Origin of the sequence: Psychrobacillus sp. NPDC093200 (assembly GCF_050280345.1) — a bacterium.
GTDB lineage: Bacteria > Bacillota > Bacilli > Bacillales_A > Planococcaceae > Psychrobacillus > Psychrobacillus faecigallinarum.
In genome coordinates this window covers 12,609-35,161 of record NZ_JBNNVC010000010.1, presented here as the reverse complement: position 1 = coordinate 35,161, position 22,553 = coordinate 12,609, and the positions used below count along the sequence as shown (strand labels likewise).

The window sequence follows — 22,553 nt, the reverse complement described above, 5'->3', positions numbered from 1 at the left end:
TCACACCCGTTCCCATACCGAACACGGAAGTTAAGCTCTTCAGCGCCGATGGTAGTTGGGGGTCTCCCCCTGCAAGAGTAGGACGTCGCTGGGCATTGGAAAAAGTCGTTACCGAGAAATCGGTGACGGCTTTTTGTTTGTTCTATAAAGAAATTAGAAGTGCCGAAGGCACTAACCATTTCTATCTAAGCAAGTGTGCGAGAAAGCAGAGGGGCAAAGAGTTCGAGGAAGCAAGGAAGAGAGGCTCGGAGCGTATAGCATACGCGAGAACCGATCGACTGCGGCTGACGAAGAAATCTGCCGTCCATCTGGTTTCGCAGCCGCGCCGATGGTAGTTGGGGGTTACCCCTGCAAGAGTAGGATGTCGCTGGGCACTATAGGAAGTCGTTACCGAGCAATCGGTGGCGGCTTTTTTGTTTGGTATTATTAAAGAAGTAAAGTCGAAAGTAAGCTTCTCTTCCAAAGAAGGAATGTCCATGATGCTATTGTTTCTCCAATGCTAAATTAAATGAAATCTTTATAAGCGCATCTTTCGTCATCATTTTAAGAGGATTATTTATTATGTCGAACAAAATTATCGATTATTTCCTTGAAATGACATTTCCCGGGAAATAGGAACGAAATATGACAGAAAGAAAATAATTTAATCCTTTAAGTAAAAGCGTAGCTGATTTAGTATTATTTTAGGCATATATTTAATTGGAATAATATGTTTGAAAAAAATCAAATTGAAAGGATCTGACGAGGTTAGAGTGACTGATAAGAAGAGGAAATATTGAACGGTCATAAAATAATTTATCCGGTCATAAAAAAATCTATCCGGTTATAAAATGACTCTATCCGGTCATAAATTTTTCTATCCGGTCATAAATCTCCACGAACGGTCATAAATCCAAAAATTCTTCCTAACTACTGTTATTTTATATCTATAATTTATCTTTCCAACGAAAATCCGCAAAAAATATCAAAACATCCTAACTTCTACCAGATAAACTGTAATTAATAGGAGGTGCATGAGCGAATGAATATAATTCAACAAACAATTAACTGGTTGGAAAATAAATTAGAGGAACCAGTTCGTAACGAGGAAGTAGTACAAGTTACTGGCTATTCTTTTTATCATTTTCATCGATTGTTTCAGCAAAAGGTTGGAATGTCGTTACATGAATATGTTCGTAACAGAAGACTTACGATAGCAGCACAGCGATTGATTTATACAAATGAACGTATTCTAGACATTGCGTTTACTTACCAATTTGAGTCGCAGGAAGCATTTACGAGAGCCTTTCGTAAGGCCCATGGGTTGCCGCCAGGGAAGTATAGAATGCTCATGCGTACCTTACTAGAAAATTCAAAGGAGGTAGAGGTTATGAAAGGTTGGTTTATAAGTGGTACGAACCCACAGAGCTATGAAATGGGTAGAGATTTTCAAGAGGTGCATAAGGGAAATGCTTCAGGCTATTTGCGTTCTGTAATGGCTACAAAAGATGAAGAATTCGGCACTGTCATGCAACAGTTTCAGGCAAGTAAATACTGCGGTAAACGATTAAAGCTATCTTGTTTTATAAAGTCTATGAATATAGATGGGTTTGCTGGTCTTTGGATGCGGATTGACGCCAAGGACGGCGACACACTTCAATTTGATAATATGAGCAATCGTCCTATTAAAGGGACCACTGGATGGAATCATTATAGCGTTGTACTAGATGTACCTCCAAATGCAGGAGTGATTTACTTCGGTGTTTTATTGCAAGGCTCAGGGAGTATATGGATGGACGAGTTTGCTTTTGAAGAAGTGGATGATAAAACTCCTACAACAAACTTAAATACTCCTGATAGTATGCCGGCTGAACCAGTTAATTTAAATTTTGATCTGGAGTTAGAGTAGACAAATTAATATCAGGGGTACCTTTTTATAAGGTCGTTTTTCTACTCATTATAACCTTTATGTTTTTTTCGGAAATAAATTCTTTCAAATCAAATTAAAAACCACATCTTAAAGGTGTGGTTTTTTATTGCCTAAATTTTATAGACAATTTCGTTTAATTATTATATACTACATTACAACACTAATGTACTAACTTCAATTGAGAGGGGATTTACCGCAATGATTTTAAATACGGATAGTGCAAAGCCCATCTATGTACAAATTGCGGAATGGCTAGAGAATGAAATAATAGCCGAGCGGTTTAAAAGTGACGAAAAGGTATATTCCCAATATCAGCTGGCAGAACTATTTAATATTAATCCTGCGACTGCAGCTAAGGGACTTACAATATTAGTAGAGGAAAATACGTTATATAAGAAAAGGGGACTTGGGATGTTTGTTGCGACAGAAGCCAAGACGATGATTCTAGATAAACGAAGAAATGAGACACTTACAAAAATGGTAACAGATCTGGTATTAGAAGCTAAAAGGTTGTCAGTGACAAAAGAGGAGTTAATTCAACTGATTCATAAATGCGGGGGGGAAAATTGATGAAGACAATTGAATGTCGAGAAGTCAAAAAAAAATATAGTAATATGAATGCTTTAGAGGATATAACCTTCGAGCTAAGTGATCAGAAAATTACAGGCCTTATCGGTCGCAATGGGGCAGGTAAAACAACATTATTGAAAATATTAACTGGTTTTATCATGCCTAGCTCAGGGGAAGTATGTGTCTTTGGGAGAAATCCCTATAATGACTTATTAGTATCTGCGAACAGTATATTAGTAGATGATCAGATGACTTTTCCAGACTCTCTGAATCTAGAAGAAATTTTAAACCTAGCACCAACCTTTTATAAAAAATGGGATGCTGAGCTTGCCAAACGCTTACTAAATTATTTTAAAATAAATCCAAAGCTTAAGTATTCTAATTTGTCCAAAGGGGCATCTGCTACATTTAATCTGATTTTTGGACTTTCTACGCACTGTGAGCTAACTATGCTGGATGAACCGATGAATGGGATGGATGAAGCAGTGAGGACTGATTTCTACCGAGCATTACTGAAGGATTATATAGCACATCCACGTTCCATCTTGATCTCTAGTCACCACTTAGCGGAAATAGAGCACTTGTTAGAGGATATTTTATTGGTTCATCAAGGGAAGGTAATATTACATCAATCACTTGATGAAATAAGAGATTATGCTGTGGGACTTCAATGGACGACAGCTGATTTAGATAAATGGACAGCAGGGGAAGAAATTTATTACTCAAAGCAGATTGATAGTGAGAGAAAATACGTAGTAGTGAAAAATACTTCTACCATTGAAAAGGCTTGTGCAGAAGGTGCTAGTATTCAGTCATTGTCGGCAAGCGATGTGTGCATGTACGTGACTAGTGATACTAAGGAGGGTATTGATGATGTTTTTAAGTAATGTCAGTTTAGCAAGCGTAGTGAAAGCACAGGTGAAATTTAAGCTACAGGCTTTTATTGGATCTTTTCTTTCATTAATATTCATCCAAGTGTTAGCACTGCTACTTACTAGTAGTACTGGAACGAGCGGAACCAGCTTTAATGGCACAGAAATCACTTTTAACATTTTTACACTTGATGGTGTCTTTGTATTTGTAGCAATATGGGCCGTATTTGTCGGGAATTTAATCACTACTAAGGCGTATCGTTATGATGATTTTTCATTTGTCTCTACTCGACTAAGCAGTAATATAGCCAATATAATTGTACTGATGATTGTAAGTATAATTGCAGCGGTCACTACCTTTTTATCGACCTACCTGTTGCGTTTATACCAAGTAGTGTTTAGTAAAGTAGAGTTTATAAAAAGCCCAGGAATATTGAACGAGCCAGGGGAAACAGTCATGACTCTTCTTTTATTGTTCATCCTGATTTGGATGTTGACCTCTTTTGGGTACTTGCTTGGAGCATTAGTCCAAAAGCATAAGGGATTTATAATATTACTTCCTTTACTCTTTGTAGGGCTAGTGATTACCTCCTTGGGGCAAAATATTATACAATATTTCTTTATAGTAAATGGAGACTTGTGGAGCTTTATGCTAAAAGTACTTGGTGTAACCGTAATCTTCTTTATCATTTCACTTGTAGCCGCAAATAGATGGGAGGTAAGAGCATGAGTAGCATGTTTGTATTCCTAGTAGCCTTTCTCCCAATTGTTTTAATAATAGTAGTAGCTTTAATTTTAATACAACTGTTTAAAAAGCGTAAAAGGTCCTTCAATGGCTCCTTTAAGCTTAAGAAGTATATTATTTTTACTTATATTGTGATTCTCTTAATGGCAACGTTTGTTTTTGAGCTTATCCCAAGTAATCATTCAGATCTTCTAAAAAAGGAAGAGGTTCAAGATCTAGAAGCAGAAAATAAAGCATTAGAAGAAGCTTTAAAAAACTCTGAGACAAATAGTCTTACTGAAAAATTTCTGATTGAAGAGTGGACACAGGAATTAAGTGGAACGAATCTATCTATTGGATATGAAGGAATTGACACTTACTCGACTAGGTTTGTGGTGGAATGGACGGACTCTAGCGATCAAGTCGTAGAAGGTAAAGTTTATAGAACTAACACCCTTATATTTGGCATACCTATGGAAGATAAAATACCTCTTCATATGATATATTGGTCTGGGAACCACCTAGTTGCGAAGGAGATAACGGGACAAAAAGTCGAATTTAATAAGTTTTCTAACAGTTTAACGATTCTCCCGGATGATAGTAATGAAGTGTTTTCGTATGAAAATGTAAGAGGCGTCACATATATTCACCTAAAGGTTCCGAAACATATAGAAATAGATGATCCATTAGGTTTGCAAATTTATTAATTAGGAGTGGAATAATTTGGGTTTATTTATAGGCATTGCACTATTATTAATCGTTTTAATCTCTTCTAGTACAATTGAAAAGAGATTAAAAAATATAGAGAGACAAAACGATCGCCTCATTGAAATTTTAGAAAAAATAAGTAATAAATAATAAGTGCCTGCTTAATGCAGGCGCTTTTTTTTATAGCCTCACATCAAATAAAAACTTGAGACGCCATAGTAATGCTTTAGATGGGAGAAGAGGGAATAGAAAGTCTCGAGCAGCGGCGATAGGACGTGAGGAAATTTGAGCAGTTTCCCCAATTTGTCTAGAGAGGCGAATTACTTTAGCTGTACGGGCTACTCGCTTCTTCTCATAATGTGCCAATACTTTATTTACATCTTTGAATTGTTTAAATCCGTTTCCTAGTACAATTGAGTCTTCGATTGCCTGTCCAGCGCCTTGTCCCATATTCGGTGTGGTTGCGTGGGCAGCATCTCCTAATAAGACAACTCGATCAAACACAAAATTTTGAAGAGGCTTAATATCGTAAATGTCATGATGGAGAAGATTTTCCGCAGGAGTAGTAGCAATAATATCGGATGCTACGCTAGGAAAATGAGTGAAGATAGCTGCCACTTCTTGAGGCTTTAGCTGTTGATAGGCAGGATTTCTAGGAGTGGTGTTAATACAAGCAAACCAATAAATAAGCCCGCCTCTCATTGGTGCCATGCCGAACCTGCCTCTTGTGGACCAAAGCTCTTTGGAAGTGTATTCTTCTACCCTTCCTTTGTTCTCTGTTATACCTCTCCAACAAGTATAACCAGAATATCTGGGTGTGGTATTAGGTAAAAGCTGTTGGCGGATAGGAGAATAAATACCATCAGCTGCTATTAGAAGCTCTGCTTCAGCTGTAGATCCGTCTTCGAAAAAAGCTGTAATCCCATTTTCATCTTGTCGAATGTGAATGCATTTTTTATTATACTGAATGGTATTTGGTTTGAGAGCCTCTAAAAAGGTTCGGTGGAGGTCAGCACGGTGTATGGTGATATTCTCTTGTCCATACATTTTTTTTAGGACGGAGAAGTCGATGGTGTTTAACGTTTTTCCATGCACATCTTGAAAAACTTGTGTATGCAGCACGTAGCCGTTATTGAAGATTTCTTCTCCTACACCGATTCCCATTAGAGCCTGCAAAGCATTGGAGCCGATTCCTATTCCTGCTCCAACCGGTTGAAAGGCTTTAGCAGACTCAAAAACTTGTACTTCTTGACCTTGATTTTGGAGAGTCACTGCTGCACAAAGTCCTCCAATACCGCCACCAATTATGGAAATTTTCACGTTAACCATCCTCCTTAATAACATCTAGTCTAGCAGAAAATTTATGTTATGCTAATAAAAAGGGGAGGGAGAAACATGATTGCATTAGCAAAATATGAACCAAACTATCGAGAGGCATTGGACAATTACACATTGTCTGAGGAACACCTAGCCTTCACAGGTCATCCAATAGAAATGTTGAAAAAAAGTGAAACAAATCCTACCTACACTCCAATAGTTATATTAGAAGGGGAACAAGTAGCGGGCTTTTTTGTATTAGACATAGGAGATGACAAGCTACATTACACCGATATACCAGAAAGTATTTTACTAAGAGGATATTCCATTCATCCCAATTATCAAGGGAGAGGAATAGCTAAAGCCTCTATTAAGCTTCTGCCTTCATTTGTAAAAGAGCATTTCCCAGATATAAAGCAAATTGTGCTCGGGGTCAACGAAGCCAATAAGGCTGCCCAGGCTGTCTATTTAAAGAATGGATTCATAGATGAGGGGCGCAGATACTTAGGGCGTTCAGGATTTCAAATAGCTATGTGTCTTAAGGTAAATGAATTACTAGTACGTAAAGCTCAGCAAGGGGATGAGCAGGGGATAGTTGATGTATGTGTAGCTGCACAATGGAACACATATAATGATTTATATTCTAAGGAGTACATAGAAGGTGTTATTCAAAAGTTTTACACGGTAGAGAGAATCCAAAAGGAAATTGGGGAAACTAATCGTGATTGGAATGGATACTTTGTAGCGCTTCTCAACAATGAAATCGTTGGTGCAATTGGCGGTGGAGTAGATGATAAAGGAATTTCAGAGGTATATGTCCTTTACTTGGATCCAGAGAAAAGGAACAAAGGAATTGGAACAAGGCTGCTGAGCTATCTAACAGATGTTCAGCGAAGTAAATACGGTGCACATGAACAATGGGTGTCGGTAACGAAAGACAATATGCTTGGAATTCCTTTTTATGAGGCACGAGGATTTAAATTTCAGCATGAGCAGCAATCCTATGAGAGCAAGCCAGAGGATCAAGCCATTTCCTTAAGATATAAACGAAATATATAAATAGAAGAAAAGCATCTGGACCAGATGCTTTTTTATGTTTTAAAAATATATGCTTTGTTTTCCTATTTTAGCTTATATAAAATATCATCGTCCTCGCTTGGATTACCACGACCATCTGTATTATTAGTGACAAAATAGAGTGCTTCACCATCTGAAAAGACATCACGTACACGTCCAAAGCCAGTGATGGACTGTTCTACATTGCCCGTTTCTACATTCATCACCTTTACTGCTTCTCCGCGAAGAGAGGCTACATATAGCTTGCCCTTGTGAAAGGTGATGCCGGAAGGTGCCCATGTCTCACTACTGCCCGAAGTAATGATTGGGGTCACAAAGCCATCCTTTGTCTCATTCCCTTCAATAATGGGATAGCCATAATTCTTGCCCTGTTCAATTATATTAATCTCATCGTTAGCTGATTGGCCATGCTCTGCCTCGAAAAGTGTACCATTTTCATGCCATGCAAGTCCCTGAGGATTGCGATGACCAGTGGAGAAAATTTTGAAAGAGCCATTGTCCTCCATTCGTACAATTTTTCCGTTCATTGATGTGTCATCCTGAGAATTATTAGGGTCACCTGCATCACCAATAGTTACATAGAGTTTTCCATCAGGTCCTATTTCTAGTCTTCCGCCATGATGGATATTACCAGTCTTTATTTTATCGATGTGTATTTCTATTTCATTCCATTTCTTGTTTTCTCGCTTTAAAGTAACTACACGATTAAAAGATTCACCATTTAGGTCGTACGTATAGTAGGCAAAAGCCTCCTTAGTTTCTTGAAAGTCTGGTTTAAGTACAAAGCCAAGTAGCCCTGCCTCGGAAGCGGAGGATAGCTTATCCGAAAGCAAGACCTCCTCGTGAGTAACAGTTGCTCCATCAATAACAGCTATGGTACCAACTCTCTCAGATATATAAAAGATGCCATCCTGCTGGTTGATTGACCATGGAATATCTAAATTGGTCGCAACTTTTTCTGCAATTTCTTTTTCAGGTTCAATTGCCTCCTGAGAGCATCCGAATAAAATAAGTGATAATAGTATGAGTCTTTTCATATAAAAACCTCCTCCAGTTAGTACTTCTATTAAAGAAAAGCATAATCCTGCCTAAGACAATAAGTTTTACAAATGATAATCGATAGATTCTATCGAATTTACTTATCATAAGAGGGAGGGTATGCTGAATTTACAGAAGAGTTAAGAAAGAAGGCTAGACAATGGAATTTCTAATTTTTTTTATAATTGGAATAGCAGGGAATACGGTAGGAACGCTAGTAGGGGGCGGAGGACTTATCAGTCTGCCATTGATGCTGCTTATGGGCTTACCGATACATTCAGCAATCGGTGCGAACAAGGTATCAAATACAGTTAGCTCTTTATCAAGTTTTCTGGTCATTTTTTCTAAAAAGGAAGTGTCAGCGAAGGAAGCACTTTCTGTATTAATATTTTGTTTAGGGGGAGGAATATTAGGGGGACTCACTGCGTCGTTCCTAAGCGGAGAGACGTTGATGATCCTTGCGATTGTGTTATTAAGCTTTGCATTTATTAACTCCTTTATGGGAAAAGGTAATTTTGATGGAACTTCAACCTTCCAGCTGAATAAAAAAACGATTCCTTCCTTAGTGGGGATTGGAATGTATGATGGAATGTTCGGACCCGGAAGTAGTACACTGGCATTATACTTGTATGCTAGTGAGAAAATTGCCTATATCCGAGCGGTAGGGCTAGCTAGAATCGGTGTATTTGCTAGCTGTTTTGGAGCCTCTATTACGTATATATCCACTGGGAAAATTTTGTGGCCAGTTACTCTAGCGCTTATGTTAGGAGCAATTATTGGAGCGCAGCTAGGAGTAAGGCTAGCGCGCAAATTAAAATCTAAGCACATAACGCCACTTCTACGGGTAGTAACAGTTTTGTTGATAGTGCAAATAGTAATTGATTATATAAAGTAATAGGAAAGGAGAGGTTATATGAAATTACATTGTGCAATTTTAGATGACTACCAGCATGTAGCTATGGAAATGGCCGACTGGTCAACTGTGAAGGAGCAGGTAGATGTACAATCCTTCTCTCAGCATTTTGAAAAGGAAGAGGAACTATTAAAAGCAATTAACCATTGTGAAATTATTGTTATCATGCGAGAGCGGACCCCCTTTACAGCATCACTTTTTGAAAAGTTACCCAAGCTAAAGCTCTTAATAACCTCAGGAATGAGGAACGCTTCTATAGATTTAGCAGCTGCAGCTGCACATGGAGTAACTGTATGTGGAACAGCGAGCTCTTCAGAGCCACCGACTGAGCTGACATGGGCTCTAATCTTAAACCTTGCCAGAAAAGTTACAGAGGAGAATATAGCATTAAGAGAAAATGGTGCATGGCAGAGCACCGTAGGAACAGATCTACACGGTAGAACTTTAGGATTGCTTGGATTAGGTAAAATCGGTAGTCGTATGGCTATAATTGCAAAGGCATTTGGGATGAATGTTATCGCATGGAGCCAAAACTTAACGAAGGAGCAAACCGACCAATATGGTGTTCGTCTTGCAAATTCAAAGGAAGAGCTTCTAGTAACAAGTGATTTTGTCTCTGTTCATTTAGTATTAAGCGACCGAACAAGAGGGCTAATAGGAAAACAGGAATTACAGCAGATGAAAAGTACCGCCTATCTGATCAATACTTCTCGCGCTGCTATTGTAGACCAGGAAATGTTAATAAAAGCCTTACGTGAAAAGTGGATTGCAGGAGCAGGCTTAGATGTATTCGATGAAGAGCCACTACCAGAAAATCACTCATACCGCACACTAAATAATGTGCTAGCAACTCCGCATTTAGGCTATGTGAGTGAGATTAACTACAGTACCTACTTTAAAGAAGCAGTTGAGGACATTGCAGCTTTTCTAAAAGGAGAAGCTATCCGTAAAATAAATTAAAGCTAGATGAGACACCAGGAGTAGAACCGACTGATTTGTGCTGAGCTGACTCACAGGGTCAAAAAAGAAGGGGCACAAGACTAATTGTAGTCTTGTGCCCCTTTTACTTACCTTATTTCAATTGTTCAAGCTGTCTGCCAAGCTCTCGCAAGTCAGCAATTTGCTCAGAAGTAGTTGTTTTCAATAATGCTTTTTGAGATTTTAATACTCGATCCAGAACTGCAATTTCTTCTGATAGGTCTGGATTTTCTGTATCCCTTTTTTCTTTAAGAGAGTGGATTAATGTGTACAGATTTTCGTGTCCAACGATTCGTCCCTCTCCCCACATTAGCTTATCGGCTGGCGCATCTAGGACGTAGGCTGTGAAGTAATCAAATACTTCTTGGTCGAAGTCATAGGCATACCAATTATTATCAATATTCCAAAGGTATTCATCTAATGGTGTAGCGATATCTCCATCCTTTAATGCTTCAATTGATAGAGTTAAGTTATTAATGTTGTTTTGCGGATGCTCAAATGGGAATATAACTGCATCCTCCCAAGTAAGGCGAGTGAAGCTGTCCTCTGTATGCTTAAATGCAGATAGCAAGTCACTGTTGAGCTGACGGCTTTGATTATAAAGCTTTTTAGCAGTGGCATGATCATCCTTAGAAAGGGCATTTAAGTAATCTTCATTAATCTTTGCCACCTTCTTATTTACGTCTTTTGCCACTTTAAGTACATGATCAATTTCTTCTATTAGCTTGTCCGAAGATACCTCAGCTTGTTCAAAGATATTTTCATCTAATGTTTCTTTCATAGCGTTTAGACGGGTTGTAAAATCTAAAGGTACAACAGCAGTTTTGTCATAATGCATGGTTAAAAGTCCATACAAGTTTAAGTGGAATTTAAATGCATCCTCATTATACTGCTCCTCTGTATCGAACTGAGAATGGTAATGAGTACGCATATAATTGCTATCTTGGAAATCATTACGTAGGGCAGGGACGCCAGCAATATTAAAGGAAAAATCATCTGACCAAGTACGTAATGGAGATACAACAGAAATTCCGTCTTTATAAACTCCTTCTACAGTAGGAACATCTTTAGAGAACTCTGTAAGATAATTATTCAATTCGTAAGTAGCTCGAATTTCATCCTGTGTAGTATGCTCATAAGCAGGTAATTCAAAATTCATATTGGCAAATGCTTTTCCAACCCATTCTGGATGGATTTTAAAGATTTGATTGTATGCTCCAGTTGACCAGTCATAACGAGAGTTAGAAACTCCCCATTCCTCAGCTGCCAAGGCATTAAAGATAATTGTTTTTTCCGGCTGATAGCCACTGTCGACTAACCCTTTTGCAACACCCATCATCAATCCAATTGCTGCATTGTCATCCTGAAAACCTGTGAAGTAGGAGTCATAATGGGCAGATAGGATAATATAGGACTCGGGATCCTTTCCTACTATTTTTCCGTAGTAGTTATAGGATTTACCATCCATTTCAACAGTAGATTTTGCATCAAATTTTACTTTAATGGAGCCAGTCTCACTAGCTTCCAATGCTTTTTTAAGATTATTTCCATCAGTTTGGGACATTGAAAATGCAGGGGCATCATCTGGTCCACAAATATCCTGAGCATTCAGTGCATCTGGGGATGCTTCGCCATAACCAGCTTCTTGTACGGCTATAACACCTGCAGCACCTTTTACATGGGCTTGGTAAGCAGGATAATTTATCCACCATTCCTCACGCTGATTAATATCTATTAAAACGAGCTTGCCTTCGATGTCGAGGCCTTCTAAATCCTCTGCAGTTGCTTTTCCACCGTAAACAATATCATATTCCTTCATACCATTTGTATTGAAATTAACCTGATACCCACCAAGAACAGCTAAATGTTCCTTCCCGTTTTCATCGGTGAACGTTAAATCGGCTTTTTCAAATGTCCAAGTATCTAAAGAAAACTCATCCTTCGTTACTTCGGTAAGACCTATTTTCTCCATCTCTTGTCCAATTTTTTCACCAGTTTTTAGTTCAGCCACAGAACCAGCAGTTCGGTATCCAAGCTTTTCATTTGTTTTAAATTCTTCTAAGCTTTTAGTAAATTCGTAGGCATAATTTACATCAACTGATGATAAATACTCATCTGAAATATTATCGATTAAACCATCTTTTACTTTATCAGCGTCCTCTTTTACCTCTTTGTCAGTACAGCCTGCAAGAGCAAGTCCTACCAGAAGGGATAGAGTTAGCGCCTTTGTGATTCTTTTCATGTATCACATTCCTTTCATACTATGTAGAAATTAATATTATCAAAAAATAATAATTATTACCACTTTTCTTTACGGGAAATAGGGAATATTATAAGATGAAGGAAACTTAAGGAGGTCAATTATATGTTTAAAAAGCTTGCGTCAGATGCTTTAGGAATTTCAGATATCGGAGTTGTTGTGTCTAAAGCAGATTTTGATAAGACAGAATCGGATGACTTTGTCATGCACGAAGCAGGTGAGATAGTTTATTTTCTCATTAAAACAAAATCTGATGAATATTGCTTTACCAACAAAGCTCTGATTCATGTAGACGGGGAAAATGCTATTAGCAAGAAAAGAACATTACGCCGCTATGACTATGCGTACAATCCGATTACTGATGTAGCGCTCGAAACTGCAGGCACCATTGATCTTGATATGGAGATTAAATTCACGATTGGTAATGTTCCATTAAGCATTGATATTCACAAAAAGTTTGCGACAGAAATTAAAGATTTGTATAAGGCAATCCATACCATTTCAATTCAAACGATAGACAACAAAAAGAAATATGAAATTGCTCAAAACAGCTTAGGCTATGCGGCTCAGTCCGTCGGCAAAATGGAAAGTAAAGATACTACTCCATTGTCTTCATTCGAAGCAATTACTCAATTCTCTTCGAATTGGATGCTAGAGCAAAAAGACAAATACTTGAAAAAAGACTTCAAGGATGTATTTGATTTATTTATTAACGAATAAGATGAACTAAGCCACTACCTGTATGGGTAGTGTTTTTTTATGTCAAATAACTTGTCTAATTTATGCTCCTCTATTACAAGGGAGTTAACTCCTATTTTGTCAATATTATCAAAGTGATGCTTCTTATTTCTGAAAAGTTGGTCTATTATTGAGCTATATGTCTAATTCAGAACAGGAGGGACAAGTAGTGGAATCACTGAAGCCGATAGATAGAAGTCAATTACGCATTTACTTTGGAAAAAAGTATTTTCGTATGAAGCGTTATGTTGATTGGTATGCTGGAAAGAAAAAATATGCTTTAGAGAAGGTAGAGAATAGAAAGCCAAAGGTTATTGCCTCTCATCAAACGCTTCTACTCCGCGAATTACAAGATGTAGAAATGTGGCTACAGCATAACAAGATTAGGAATCTTAAAATTGCAGCTAAGCAAATAAGTGGTGTCATCGTTCAACCTGGAGAAACGCTCTCATATTGGCGATTAATCGGAAACACGAGTAAGAGAAAGGGTTACGTCGAAGGCATGATTTTACACTATGGAAAGGTAACGGTAGGAGTCGGAGGTGGCCTGTGCCAATTATCAAACCTGATCTATTGGATTACATTGCATACACCGCTTAAGGTAACGGAGCGATATCGCCATAGTTATGATGTATTCCCCGATTCTAATCGCAGTCAACCATTTGGAAGCGGGGCTACCTGTGCATACAATTACTTGGATCTGCAGATTACGAATGAAACAAGTCAGCCCTATCAATTAATATTATATCTAACGGATACCCATTTAGTAGGAGAATGGAGAGCAGACAACCCTGCTACTAGTAGATATGAGGTGTACGAGAAGGACCATTTAATTTCGAAGGAATATTGGGGAGGCTATGTTAGACACAACAGTATTTATAGAAGAGTATATGATTTGCAGGGTGGGTTAATTGATGATGAGTTCATTACGCAAAATCACGCGATAATGATGTATGAGCCTATGCTGACAACTTCTGCAAAGTATTAGGGGGTAATAGAATGGATGAACGAAAAGAGTCACTAAGAGCAAAAATATTCTATGCATTTTTTAGTTTAATAGGCTTAAGCATGATAACATTTTTCATTCTCGTAGTACTTGCATTGACTGGAAACATTTATTATATAGCGACATTAATAACTGGAGCAATTGCCCTGTACTTATTTTTCATTTTCCGATTGTTTAATTTTTTTACTACTAAAAAAAGGACAAAATGGTTTTTAGGAATCATGGGAATAGCTCTAGCAATTAGTGCAATTACTCCTGTTAAAAAGATGTACGAGAATAGTATTCCAACAGTGGGGGCAGAATTAGATATTTGGGAGTATCAGCCATTCATTGAGCCTTTAAAGATTGCAACGCTAGAAGAAGAGGCGTCGCTCAAAATTACAGATAATCTACCTAAGATGGACGGAGCGACTGCTTTATATCCTTTGTATGCTTCTTTTGCTCAGGCGGTTTACCCAGAAAAAACATATGAGCCAGGTTCCAGTGAAGTCATGGTGAATACAACTCCCGATGCATACAATAATTTAATCCAAGGTAAGGTAGATATGATTTTTGTTGCGCAGCCTTCTCAGGAGCAAATCAATCACGCAAAGCGTAATGGTGTAGAGCTTAAACTTACACCGATTGGGAGAGAAGCATTTGTGTTTTTTGTCCACCAAAAAAATGAAGTAGACGGGCTCAGTATTAAGCAAATCCAGGATATTTACTCAGGGAGCATTAAAAATTGGCAGAATGTTGGAGGAAGTGACGATTCTATACGAGCATTCCAACGACCTGAGGGTAGTGGGAGTCAAACAGCTTTACAAAATTTAATGGGAGAAACTCCTTTAATGGAAGCTCCGACTGAGGATATTGTGAATGCCATGGATGGAATTATTGAAGAGGTAGCCCAATATAAAAATTATAAAAATGCTATTGGTTACACCTTTCGTTATTATTCGAATGAAATGGTGAAAAACGACCAGATTAAACTATTAAACATAAACGGGATAGCACCTACGAAAGAGAATATTCGAAACAACCAATATCCAATTGCATCAGAGTATTATGTAATAACAACCAATACTAAAAATCCCTATGTAGATGAACTCATCGAATGGATTCTTTCTCCGCAAGGGCAGGAACTAGTTGAAAAAACAGGATATGTACCAATACATGAATAATAGGTTGCGAGTTTTCCTCATAACCTATTATTCTTGTGTTAGGAAATAGGAATCTGCGAACTACCTCCACAGATTTCCTACACTTTTCTTATATAGAGTTTAGTTCTTTGTTTAGTTTTTTTGCTTGTATACGGAAATAGTAGTAGAAGGCTAGCCAATGTAAGGTATAAACAACAACGAAAATGGCAAGTGCAGTTCCAAAACTTAACAAGGTAAAAGGAATCCAGCCTATAAAGAAGGCAAAGATAAAATATGCTACAAAAACAGTTAGAAAATGGAGGACAGTTGCTTGCATCATTGTAAAACGCATATTCTCGAAGTAGAGTGGAGTTACTGTGAATAACCAACCGCAAAATATAGAACCTAATGAATTTTTCAAGAATAGCGGCCCGTTTAATGTTTCTCTGTCACTAAAGAGAACGACACCATTTGTTAATAGGACAGCTATAAATGCACCGAAAAAGATACCAATCATGCTTCTAAACAAAAAAGTTTTCATTCGCTTTTCCTCCTGTTCATCTTTAGGGCCTCCTTAATATGATTGACGTACGTTCTAGAGACATATTCTTTTGCTCCAGATTTAAAGTAAACACATAGCGTCCCATTGAAAGAAGCCTCAAAACGATTGAGTTCATAGAGGTTAGCTATTACAGATTTAGATAAACGTATAAATTTGCTTGATGGTAAGATTTCCTCTAGCTCATATAACTTTTCCTTCAATCTATACGATCCAGTTGAGGTTACTGCAATAACAGCCTCCTTTTCTGTATGAAAATAATGAATATCCTCTGGCTTTAGAATATGCTGCATTTCACCAATTTTACCAACTAAAAATTCAGTTTCTCTGCCTTTTATAAACTCTAATAATTCCTGAACTGGTTCACTTAGCTTAGGCGTTTCAATTTTGACCTTCGTCTCTTTAAATTCACTATCAATAGTTAACGATACTTTCATTTACAGCACCTCTCTTATCAATAGTGTAAACCTTCAAATAATAATTGTCTTTAGATTTTCCGCTTGTGCATGAAACGAATAACGAGGATAGATACAATCAGAACCCCTCCAATATAGCTAAGAGAAATCAGCGCTTCATTAGACAAAGAAAGCTGACCATTCCACACTGCCTTAAACATGTTATTCATGTGATAGAGCGGGTTTAGCTCTGCAATAACCTGCACAAACTTTGGCATTAAGTTAATCGGCTGTGCAAAACCTCCGGTAAAAATGACAACTTGCATGATAACGATAGAAAATACAAGAGCACTGTTCATATTCTTGAAAAAGGAGTAAATAGCAGACGCCATTATTAATAATGCAACGTTCATAAGTATAAAAAAACCATAGGAAGCAAGAACGTTCATTAAATCAAAGGACAAATCATACATAACTAATCCAATGCCAAATATCATAAGGTAGCCTATGGTTGTAATAATAATCGCCCGTAAAATGCTTGAAGTTAGTAAAATATTTTTGGGTACAGGAGATAGGCGAATTCGTTTTTCAACACCAGTTGTTCGATGAGTGACCTGATCAAACCCAAAAGCAAAAAAGACAACGGTGAATGTTATAAGTAAAATAAAGGATGGTGTATAAGATTGTGCATAATTTAATCCATGATCATACGTCATTTCACCATATAATAGGCCCATAAAGATATACGTGATTGGTGGTATAACAATGGCAAAGACAAGGTAAAAAATTTCTCTAGAAAACATAAGTAAATCATATTTTAATTGTGTAGCTAACATGATAAGTCCCCCCCCTTAGATAGATACTTTCTGAAGGTAAAAGTCATTGATGGAGCGGTGGCCTAAAGCTAAAATTTCATCGGTTGTAGCAAAAACATCGTTTGTACCATTGTTGATTAGCAATACCTTGTCACAGTACAGCTCTACCTCATCCATATTGTGGGTAGTCAAAATGACGGTGCCTCCGGTGCGTTCATTGTATTGAGTTATATAGGACCACAGCATATTACGCATATGTGGATCTAAACCAGTGGTTGGCTCATCTAAAATAAGCAGCTTGGGCTCGGACAAAAATGCAATAGCTAGGCTAACAATTTGTTTCCAGCCACCAGATAATTTATCAAAATATTTTTTGCGATGTGGCTCTAATTTAAAGTCTCCCATAATTTTTTCTATATCAATGGAGGACCTATAATAGGACTTAAATAGCTTTAATAATTCCTCTACCTTTAACGTACGATAAAATTGAGTCGGCTGAAGAACAACCGCAATTTGTTTTCGAAGCTCTTCTAAGCGCTGCATGGAAATGGTACGGATATTTTCTTCTAGTACTAGGACACTTCCAGCATCAAATTGCTTGATAGTCATGAGAATTTCTAAAAAAGTAGATTTACCTGCTCCATTTTTTCCAATCACCCCGATGATTTCCCCCGTTGCAGCTTGAAAATCTAAACCTTTTAGTACCTCCTTATCCCCATAAGATTTTTTCAAATTTTGAACTTCAATAATATGCAAAATAATCCCTCCCGTTTTATTTATAAACCAAGTGTATGATGATTCTGCTTTGCATTCTTCTGTATTTCGGTAAGTGGTAAGTTGGAGGAGGTAACTTACATAAATTTATAGGCAAGTTGCAATTGTCTACTAAAAGGAAGTATATTGAGAGTATTAAAGGAGGAATTCAAATGAATCAAGCATTCTTAAACAAAGTAACTCCCATGATTAATCATGAGGAAAGACTGGTCAGAGAATTTGCATCGTATGTACTGAATGAATTTCCATTTACGCCAAGTGAGACGGTAAATGAACAACTAACGAATTCCCTAAATGCTGACGTACAAGAAAGGGATTCCATTCTAGTCTGGGGACAGGAGAATAATGTAACAGAAGAAACGTTCCCGATTCTGATGAAGCTCCTCCAAAAGGTAACAAAGTCGAAGAGACATTTAGTCCTTCAATATGTCATGAATCTACCTTCTCAGGTTCTGGTGGACAAAGCAGATCAGCTTACTCCTTATATTGGAACGGAGTACATTGAATTCAATCAATTATTATTGGAGGCAAGCAAGGATGCGCTTTGGAAAACGTATGAGGAGGTTGTTGGGAACGTTAACCGTGATGGATTCAACGCGCTAGAATTTCAAAAATCTAAAAAGATACTTGGACGAATGATTGAGAAGGACAGCTATGGCCCTCAAGAAGTGAAGAAAATTCTGGAGCAAGAGATAGGAGAAAAGCATTTCTCGGTCGCTGGCATTTTAGCTGTAAGAGCAGTTGGTATCCTACAGTTAAATGAATATATACCTTCGCTTGCTACCCTATTAGATAGAGAAGAAGATATTCTATTAGAGGAAGTGGCAGTTGCACTTAGTAGCTTTCAATCAGATGATGTAGTGGAAGCAGTTGCTCCCTATGCGATGAAGAATGAAACGTGTATTTATGCGACCAGTATTTTAAAAGAAACGAAAACGGACAAAGCAATAGAAGTACTGATAAAAAGCTACGATAAGTTAGATGAGACTGGAAAAGAGACTGTTATTGAGTCTATAACAGCTCACTTATCAGAGCAAGCATTTCCTTTAATAGAGGATTACCTTAATAATGGCTACCATGGCGGTATGATTGATTTAGAACAAACACTTTACGCTTTCTATACAGTAATGGGACGTTCACATGATTCGTTGGGAGACTGGAAGCAAATTGCGGAGCAAAACGCTATAGAGTTTGAACAAGAGCAACAAGCACAGGCTCCCCAACCAGTAGTAAGTGAAAAAATAGGTAGAAATGATCAATGTCCGTGTGGCAGCGGTAAAAAATATAAAAAATGCTGTGGAAAATGATTAGTTTTATTGAAAAAATTAATGAAATACTGGAGAGCCACCATTAACTGGTGGTTTTTCTATATAATGATATAGCAGAAAATTTAAAAAGTTAAATAACATCTAAAAATTGTACGGGGAAAATTACGAAAGGAGAAGGGGATATGGAATATTTAAGTATGGTTTTTTTACAGGTAGTAGCACCTATTTTAATCATGTTGATGATTGGTGCATGGCTACAATGGAAGTTTTCGTTTAACCTGAAAGCGTTATCTAACCTAATCACCTATTGTCTAATGCCAGCCGCTGTGTTTATTAACATTTATGAGACTGAAGTTAATGCAGGAATATTAGGAAGCATTACGCTATATCTGCTTATTTTTAGTGCTTGCTTAATGGTGGTTAGCTGGCTGCTTGGAAAAATTTTAAAGCTAGAGAAGAAGGAGTCAGCTATTTTTAGTAATAGTATCGTGCTGATCAATTCTGGAAACTATGGGATTCCGGTCAGTCAAATGCTTTTCTATGCCAATCCACTGGGAACTTCTATTCAAATCATTATTGTTATCTTTCAAAATATTATGACCTATACATATGGACTTTATAATTTGATATCTACTACAAAATCTGGACTGGACATATTGAAAAGTTTATTGCGTCTCCCATTGGTACATGCGCTGATAATAGGGGCATTGATGAATTATTGGAATATAGGTATTCCTATATCATTGAGAATTCCAATCGACTATTTGGCTAATGCATTTATATCAATTGCGCTTATTACACTGGGCGCACAATTGGCGCAGCTCAATCTAAAGACTATTTTCAACAAGCTCATTTTGTTTAGCACATTTGGTCGCTTAATAATAGGCCCATTGCTTGCCTTTGGATTAATCACTTTAATGGGATTGGATGGAGTCGTTGCTCAGTCTTTGTTTATCGCAAGCGCTTTTCCGACTTCTAGAAACAGTTCCACCTTGGCACTAGAATATGATGTGGAGCCAAACCTAGCAGCACAAATAGTATTGTTTTCAACCGTTGTTAGCTGCCTAACAGTAACAGTTGTCATTTATTTATCGAATATATGGTGGGGATGAGATGAAGAAGCAGAAACGTTCATTACAAAAAAGAATATTTGGGTTTGGTGCAATCTTTGTGTCATTAGTTGCAATTATTATCGGTGTTTCTCTTTATTTTACAATGTCTCATGCGATAGAAGATGAAATTGGAGAAAGGGCACTCAGTATAGCCAAGACGACAGCAGAGCGACCGGATATTTTGGCGGGGTTTCAGTCAGAAAATCCTTCTGAGCTCCTTCAGCCAATAGCTTTAGAGATTCAGGGTTTAACCGGAGCGGAATATATAGTTATTGGAGACGAGGAAGGCTATCGTTACGCCCACCCAGTAGAGGACAGAATAGGAGAAAAAATGGTTGGCGATGACAATGAGCAAGCATTAGTTTATGGGAAATCCTACGTTTCCGAGGCGACTGGGACATTGGGATCTGCGTTAAGAGGAAAGGCTCCTGTTTTGGATGAACAGGGGGAAATAGTCGGGATTATTTCGGTAGGGTTTTTAAAGGAAGACATGAGTCTCATCTTTGCAAGGTATATTGATAATATTGCATATATTGTTTTGATTGCAATAGCCATTGGAATTATTGGCTCTAGTATTTTGGCACGGACTATTAAAAAGGAGCTCTTTAATCTAGAACCCTCGGAAATTGCTAACTTGTTCATGGAGCGAAATGCTTTAATAGAGTCGATACGGGAGGGAGTCATAATGGTCGATGCTAAGGGAATCATTACTATGATTAATACGGCAGCTCATGAAGTTCTCTCTTTACCTACGGAAGCCCAATTGGTGGGGAGGAATATTTGGGAGGTTATCCCTAATACATACCTCCTGCAGGTTATGGAGACAGGGGAGAAGCATTTAGACCGACCTATGGAGATTAAAGGGAAAAAGGCTATTGTTAATCGAATTCCAATACGTGTCGGTGAGGAAATTATAGGAGCGGTTTCAAGCTTTCGTCTTCAATCTGACATAGACAAGCTGTCGGAGGAGCTTTCACAGGTAAAGCAGTACACAGAAGCCCTAAGAGCACAAACTCATGAGTATCACAATTTTCTTTACACAATTTCTGGCTTAATACAGCTTCATTCCTACGAGGATGCGATTGAGTTAATACAGTTAGAGACAGCAGAGCATCAGTCGCTTATTCAATTTATGACTAGAAGATTACAGGACCCTTTTTTAGGGGGAATTGTGATTGGCTTTTTAAATCGGGCCAAGGAGTTGAAGGTGCGCTTTATCTTAGATGAGGATAGTTACTTAGAAAAGATTCCAAGTCATTTACAAAAGCATTTATTTGTCTCTATCATAGGAAATTTAGTGACAAATGCCTTTGAGGCGGTCGAATCTAAACCAGAAGCAGAACGAAATGTTCGGATATATATTTTTGATAATGGAGAAGAAATTATTATAGAAGTCGAGGATTCTGGAAATGGAATGCCGAATGGGCTATTAGATATTGTACTAACTGAAAAGATATCCACAAAAAGTGAGGGAGATCATGGATACGGATTGGTTAAGGTAAAGGATAGTTTAAATGATTTAGCTGGAAAGATTTCCATTGAACGAGGAGATTTGGGTGGGGCATTGTTTATCGTGTCTATACCAAAAGGAGGTTACTTGCATGACAAAGGAAATTGAAGTTTTAATCATAGAGGATGACAGACGAATTTCTGATATTCATCGTAGATTTATAGAGAAAATTGAAGGATTCCAAATGATTGGTGCAGCCTTCACGGGAGAAGAGGCGAAGGATTGGATTATTTCATATAAGCCGGATCTGATTTTACTAGATGTGTACCTACCTGATACGAAAGGGACAGAGCTACTAAAAGTCATTCAGGAATATAGTCCAGAAACAGACATTATCTTCATCACAGCTGCCTCTGAATCTAATATTGTAAAAAAAGCATTCCGAAGCGGTGTAGCAGACTATATCTTAAAGCCACTTACCTTTGAAAGATTTAAAGAAAGCTTACTTGCGTACAAGGCAAAGAGAGACATTCTAGAAGAAGAGGGACAAGTCCAGGAAAGCATCATCAAATCTCTTTGGGGAAACAGTACAACTAACGGTACGTTAGAAAAGGAAGCAATACCTCCTAAAGGGATAGATCCAATTACAAAGGAAAAGGTAGTCAATCATATTAAACAAATTAAGGATGGGATTACAGCAGAGGGACTTGGAATGGATATTGGTGTTAGTCGCTCAACTGCACGGCGATATCTAGAGTATTTAGTATCTGAACGAATCGTTTATACAGAGCTTATTTACGGTTCAGTAGGAAGACCAGAGAGAAGATACTTTATAAATCAGTCGTGAACAATATGAACAAAATGATTTTTATGTTCCTTATTGAACTTATAACCATAAACATTGAATATATAAAATGTTTTGATAAATTAATAGAAAGCGTATGAAAAC

23 protein-coding genes and 1 rRNA gene are annotated in these 22,553 nt (G+C 37.6%); 17 read left to right on the top strand and 7 right to left on the bottom strand.

The window, feature by feature from the left end; genetic code table 11:
- The 7 genes from rrf to ACQKNZ_RS19950 form a co-directional block, all read left to right on the top strand.
- A 5S ribosomal RNA gene (gene rrf / locus ACQKNZ_RS19980) occupies positions 1-94 on the top strand; the annotation flags it as partial.
- Between the two features lie 927 nt (positions 95-1,021).
- Positions 1,022-1,888, top strand: a complete 867-nt coding sequence (locus ACQKNZ_RS19975; protein WP_151112506.1) for a helix-turn-helix transcriptional regulator — start codon at positions 1,022-1,024, stop codon at positions 1,886-1,888.
- A 219-nt stretch (positions 1,889-2,107) separates the two neighbouring features.
- On the top strand, positions 2,108-2,479 hold the full coding sequence (locus tag ACQKNZ_RS19970) for a GntR family transcriptional regulator (protein ID WP_144541653.1): 372 nt from the start codon (positions 2,108-2,110) through the stop codon (positions 2,477-2,479).
- Between the two features lie 44 nt (positions 2,480-2,523).
- Positions 2,524-3,366 (top strand): ATP-binding cassette domain-containing protein, encoded by an 843-nt coding sequence (locus ACQKNZ_RS19965; RefSeq protein ID WP_370455762.1) that lies wholly within the window; start codon positions 2,524-2,526, stop codon positions 3,364-3,366.
- Positions 3,350-4,081 (top strand): hypothetical protein, encoded by a 732-nt coding sequence (locus ACQKNZ_RS19960; protein ID WP_151112510.1) that lies wholly within the window; start codon positions 3,350-3,352, stop codon positions 4,079-4,081. Before ACQKNZ_RS19965 ends, ACQKNZ_RS19960 begins: the two co-directional genes overlap by 17 nt.
- Positions 4,078-4,782 carry a hypothetical protein gene (locus ACQKNZ_RS19955; RefSeq protein ID WP_191697934.1) on the top strand — a complete coding sequence of 235 codons (705 nt, stop codon included), beginning with the start codon at positions 4,078-4,080 and terminating at the stop codon, positions 4,780-4,782. Before ACQKNZ_RS19960 ends, ACQKNZ_RS19955 begins: the two co-directional genes overlap by 4 nt.
- Positions 4,783-4,798: 16 nt before the next feature.
- Positions 4,799-4,933: a hypothetical protein gene (locus ACQKNZ_RS19950; RefSeq protein WP_255475362.1), complete on the top strand. Its 135-nt coding sequence runs from the start codon at positions 4,799-4,801 to the stop codon at positions 4,931-4,933.
- Between the two features lie 30 nt (positions 4,934-4,963).
- On the opposite strand, the gene ACQKNZ_RS19945 is transcribed toward ACQKNZ_RS19950, so the two are convergent.
- Positions 4,964-6,103 carry an FAD-dependent monooxygenase gene (locus ACQKNZ_RS19945; RefSeq protein WP_191697935.1) on the bottom strand — a complete coding sequence of 380 codons (1,140 nt, stop codon included), beginning with the start codon at positions 6,101-6,103 and terminating at the stop codon, positions 4,964-4,966.
- 75 nt (positions 6,104-6,178) lie between these two features.
- Here ACQKNZ_RS19945 and ACQKNZ_RS19940 point away from each other — a divergent pair, with 75 nt between their 5' ends.
- A complete protein-coding gene (locus tag ACQKNZ_RS19940; protein ID WP_225216184.1) occupies positions 6,179-7,159 on the top strand; it encodes a GNAT family N-acetyltransferase in 981 nt (326 codons plus the stop codon).
- A 62-nt stretch (positions 7,160-7,221) separates the two neighbouring features.
- Here ACQKNZ_RS19940 and ACQKNZ_RS19935 read toward each other — a convergent pair whose 3' ends face one another.
- A complete protein-coding gene (locus tag ACQKNZ_RS19935; protein ID WP_144541664.1) occupies positions 7,222-8,214 on the bottom strand; it encodes a PQQ-dependent sugar dehydrogenase in 993 nt (330 codons plus the stop codon).
- Positions 8,215-8,375: 161 nt separating this feature from the next.
- On the opposite strand from ACQKNZ_RS19935, the gene ACQKNZ_RS19930 reads away from it, so the two are divergent.
- Together ACQKNZ_RS19930 and ACQKNZ_RS19925 are read left to right on the top strand one after the other, a co-directional pair.
- Positions 8,376-9,110, top strand: coding sequence for a sulfite exporter TauE/SafE family protein (locus ACQKNZ_RS19930; protein ID WP_144541666.1), 735 nt, complete (start codon positions 8,376-8,378; stop codon positions 9,108-9,110).
- An 18-nt stretch (positions 9,111-9,128) separates the two neighbouring features.
- A complete protein-coding gene (locus tag ACQKNZ_RS19925) occupies positions 9,129-10,088 on the top strand; it encodes a D-2-hydroxyacid dehydrogenase family protein (protein ID WP_154312221.1) in 960 nt (319 codons plus the stop codon).
- Between the two features lie 112 nt (positions 10,089-10,200).
- Here the strand turns inward: ACQKNZ_RS19925 and ACQKNZ_RS19920 are convergent, their stop codons facing one another.
- Positions 10,201-12,348: a M28 family peptidase gene (locus ACQKNZ_RS19920; protein ID WP_342577554.1), complete on the bottom strand. Its 2,148-nt coding sequence runs from the start codon at positions 12,346-12,348 to the stop codon at positions 10,201-10,203.
- Positions 12,349-12,471: 123 nt separating this feature from the next.
- Between ACQKNZ_RS19920 and ACQKNZ_RS19915 the strand changes: the two genes are divergently transcribed.
- The 3 genes from ACQKNZ_RS19915 (at position 12,472) to ACQKNZ_RS19905 (ending at position 15,273) form a co-directional block, all read left to right on the top strand.
- On the top strand, positions 12,472-13,086 hold the full coding sequence (locus ACQKNZ_RS19915) for a PH domain-containing protein (protein ID WP_144541672.1): 615 nt from the start codon (positions 12,472-12,474) through the stop codon (positions 13,084-13,086).
- A gap of 157 nt (positions 13,087-13,243) precedes the next feature.
- Complete coding sequence (locus tag ACQKNZ_RS19910) at positions 13,244-14,092, top strand: VanW family protein (protein ID WP_144541674.1); 849 nt, start codon at positions 13,244-13,246, stop codon at positions 14,090-14,092.
- A gap of 11 nt (positions 14,093-14,103) precedes the next feature.
- Positions 14,104-15,273: a PstS family phosphate ABC transporter substrate-binding protein gene (locus ACQKNZ_RS19905; protein WP_427661435.1), complete on the top strand. Its 1,170-nt coding sequence runs from the start codon at positions 14,104-14,106 to the stop codon at positions 15,271-15,273.
- 88 nt (positions 15,274-15,361) lie between these two features.
- On the opposite strand, the gene ACQKNZ_RS19900 is transcribed toward ACQKNZ_RS19905, so the two are convergent.
- The 4 genes from ACQKNZ_RS19900 to ACQKNZ_RS19885 are packed head-to-tail and all read right to left on the bottom strand — an operon-like array spanning position 15,362 to position 17,756.
- A complete protein-coding gene (locus tag ACQKNZ_RS19900) occupies positions 15,362-15,772 on the bottom strand; it encodes a DUF3021 domain-containing protein (protein WP_144541676.1) in 411 nt (136 codons plus the stop codon).
- Positions 15,769-16,227, bottom strand: coding sequence for a LytTR family DNA-binding domain-containing protein (locus tag ACQKNZ_RS19895; protein ID WP_144541678.1), 459 nt, complete (start codon positions 16,225-16,227; stop codon positions 15,769-15,771). The genes ACQKNZ_RS19900 and ACQKNZ_RS19895 overlap by 4 nt, the downstream gene beginning before the upstream one ends.
- 50 nt (positions 16,228-16,277) lie before the next feature.
- Positions 16,278-17,021 (bottom strand): ABC transporter permease, encoded by a 744-nt coding sequence (locus ACQKNZ_RS19890; RefSeq protein ID WP_144541680.1) that lies wholly within the window; start codon positions 17,019-17,021, stop codon positions 16,278-16,280.
- A 15-nt stretch (positions 17,022-17,036) separates the two neighbouring features.
- Entirely contained in the window at positions 17,037-17,756 is a 720-nt protein-coding gene (locus ACQKNZ_RS19885) for an ABC transporter ATP-binding protein (protein WP_144541683.1), read from the bottom strand.
- Between the two features lie 170 nt (positions 17,757-17,926).
- Here ACQKNZ_RS19885 and ACQKNZ_RS19880 point away from each other — a divergent pair, with 170 nt between their 5' ends.
- From ACQKNZ_RS19880 to ACQKNZ_RS19865, 4 genes are all read left to right on the top strand, one after another.
- On the top strand, positions 17,927-19,081 hold the full coding sequence (locus ACQKNZ_RS19880; protein WP_340844934.1) for an SEC-C metal-binding domain-containing protein: 1,155 nt from the start codon (positions 17,927-17,929) through the stop codon (positions 19,079-19,081).
- Between the two features lie 143 nt (positions 19,082-19,224).
- Positions 19,225-20,154 carry an AEC family transporter gene (locus ACQKNZ_RS19875; RefSeq protein ID WP_427661430.1) on the top strand — a complete coding sequence of 310 codons (930 nt, stop codon included), beginning with the start codon at positions 19,225-19,227 and terminating at the stop codon, positions 20,152-20,154.
- A gap of 1 nt (position 20,155) precedes the next feature.
- A complete protein-coding gene (locus tag ACQKNZ_RS19870; RefSeq protein ID WP_427661428.1) occupies positions 20,156-21,772 on the top strand; it encodes an ATP-binding protein in 1,617 nt (538 codons plus the stop codon).
- Positions 21,756-22,451 carry a response regulator gene (locus ACQKNZ_RS19865; protein WP_144541691.1) on the top strand — a complete coding sequence of 232 codons (696 nt, stop codon included), beginning with the start codon at positions 21,756-21,758 and terminating at the stop codon, positions 22,449-22,451. Before ACQKNZ_RS19870 ends, ACQKNZ_RS19865 begins: the two co-directional genes overlap by 17 nt.
- Positions 22,452-22,553: the final 102 nt, after the last annotated feature.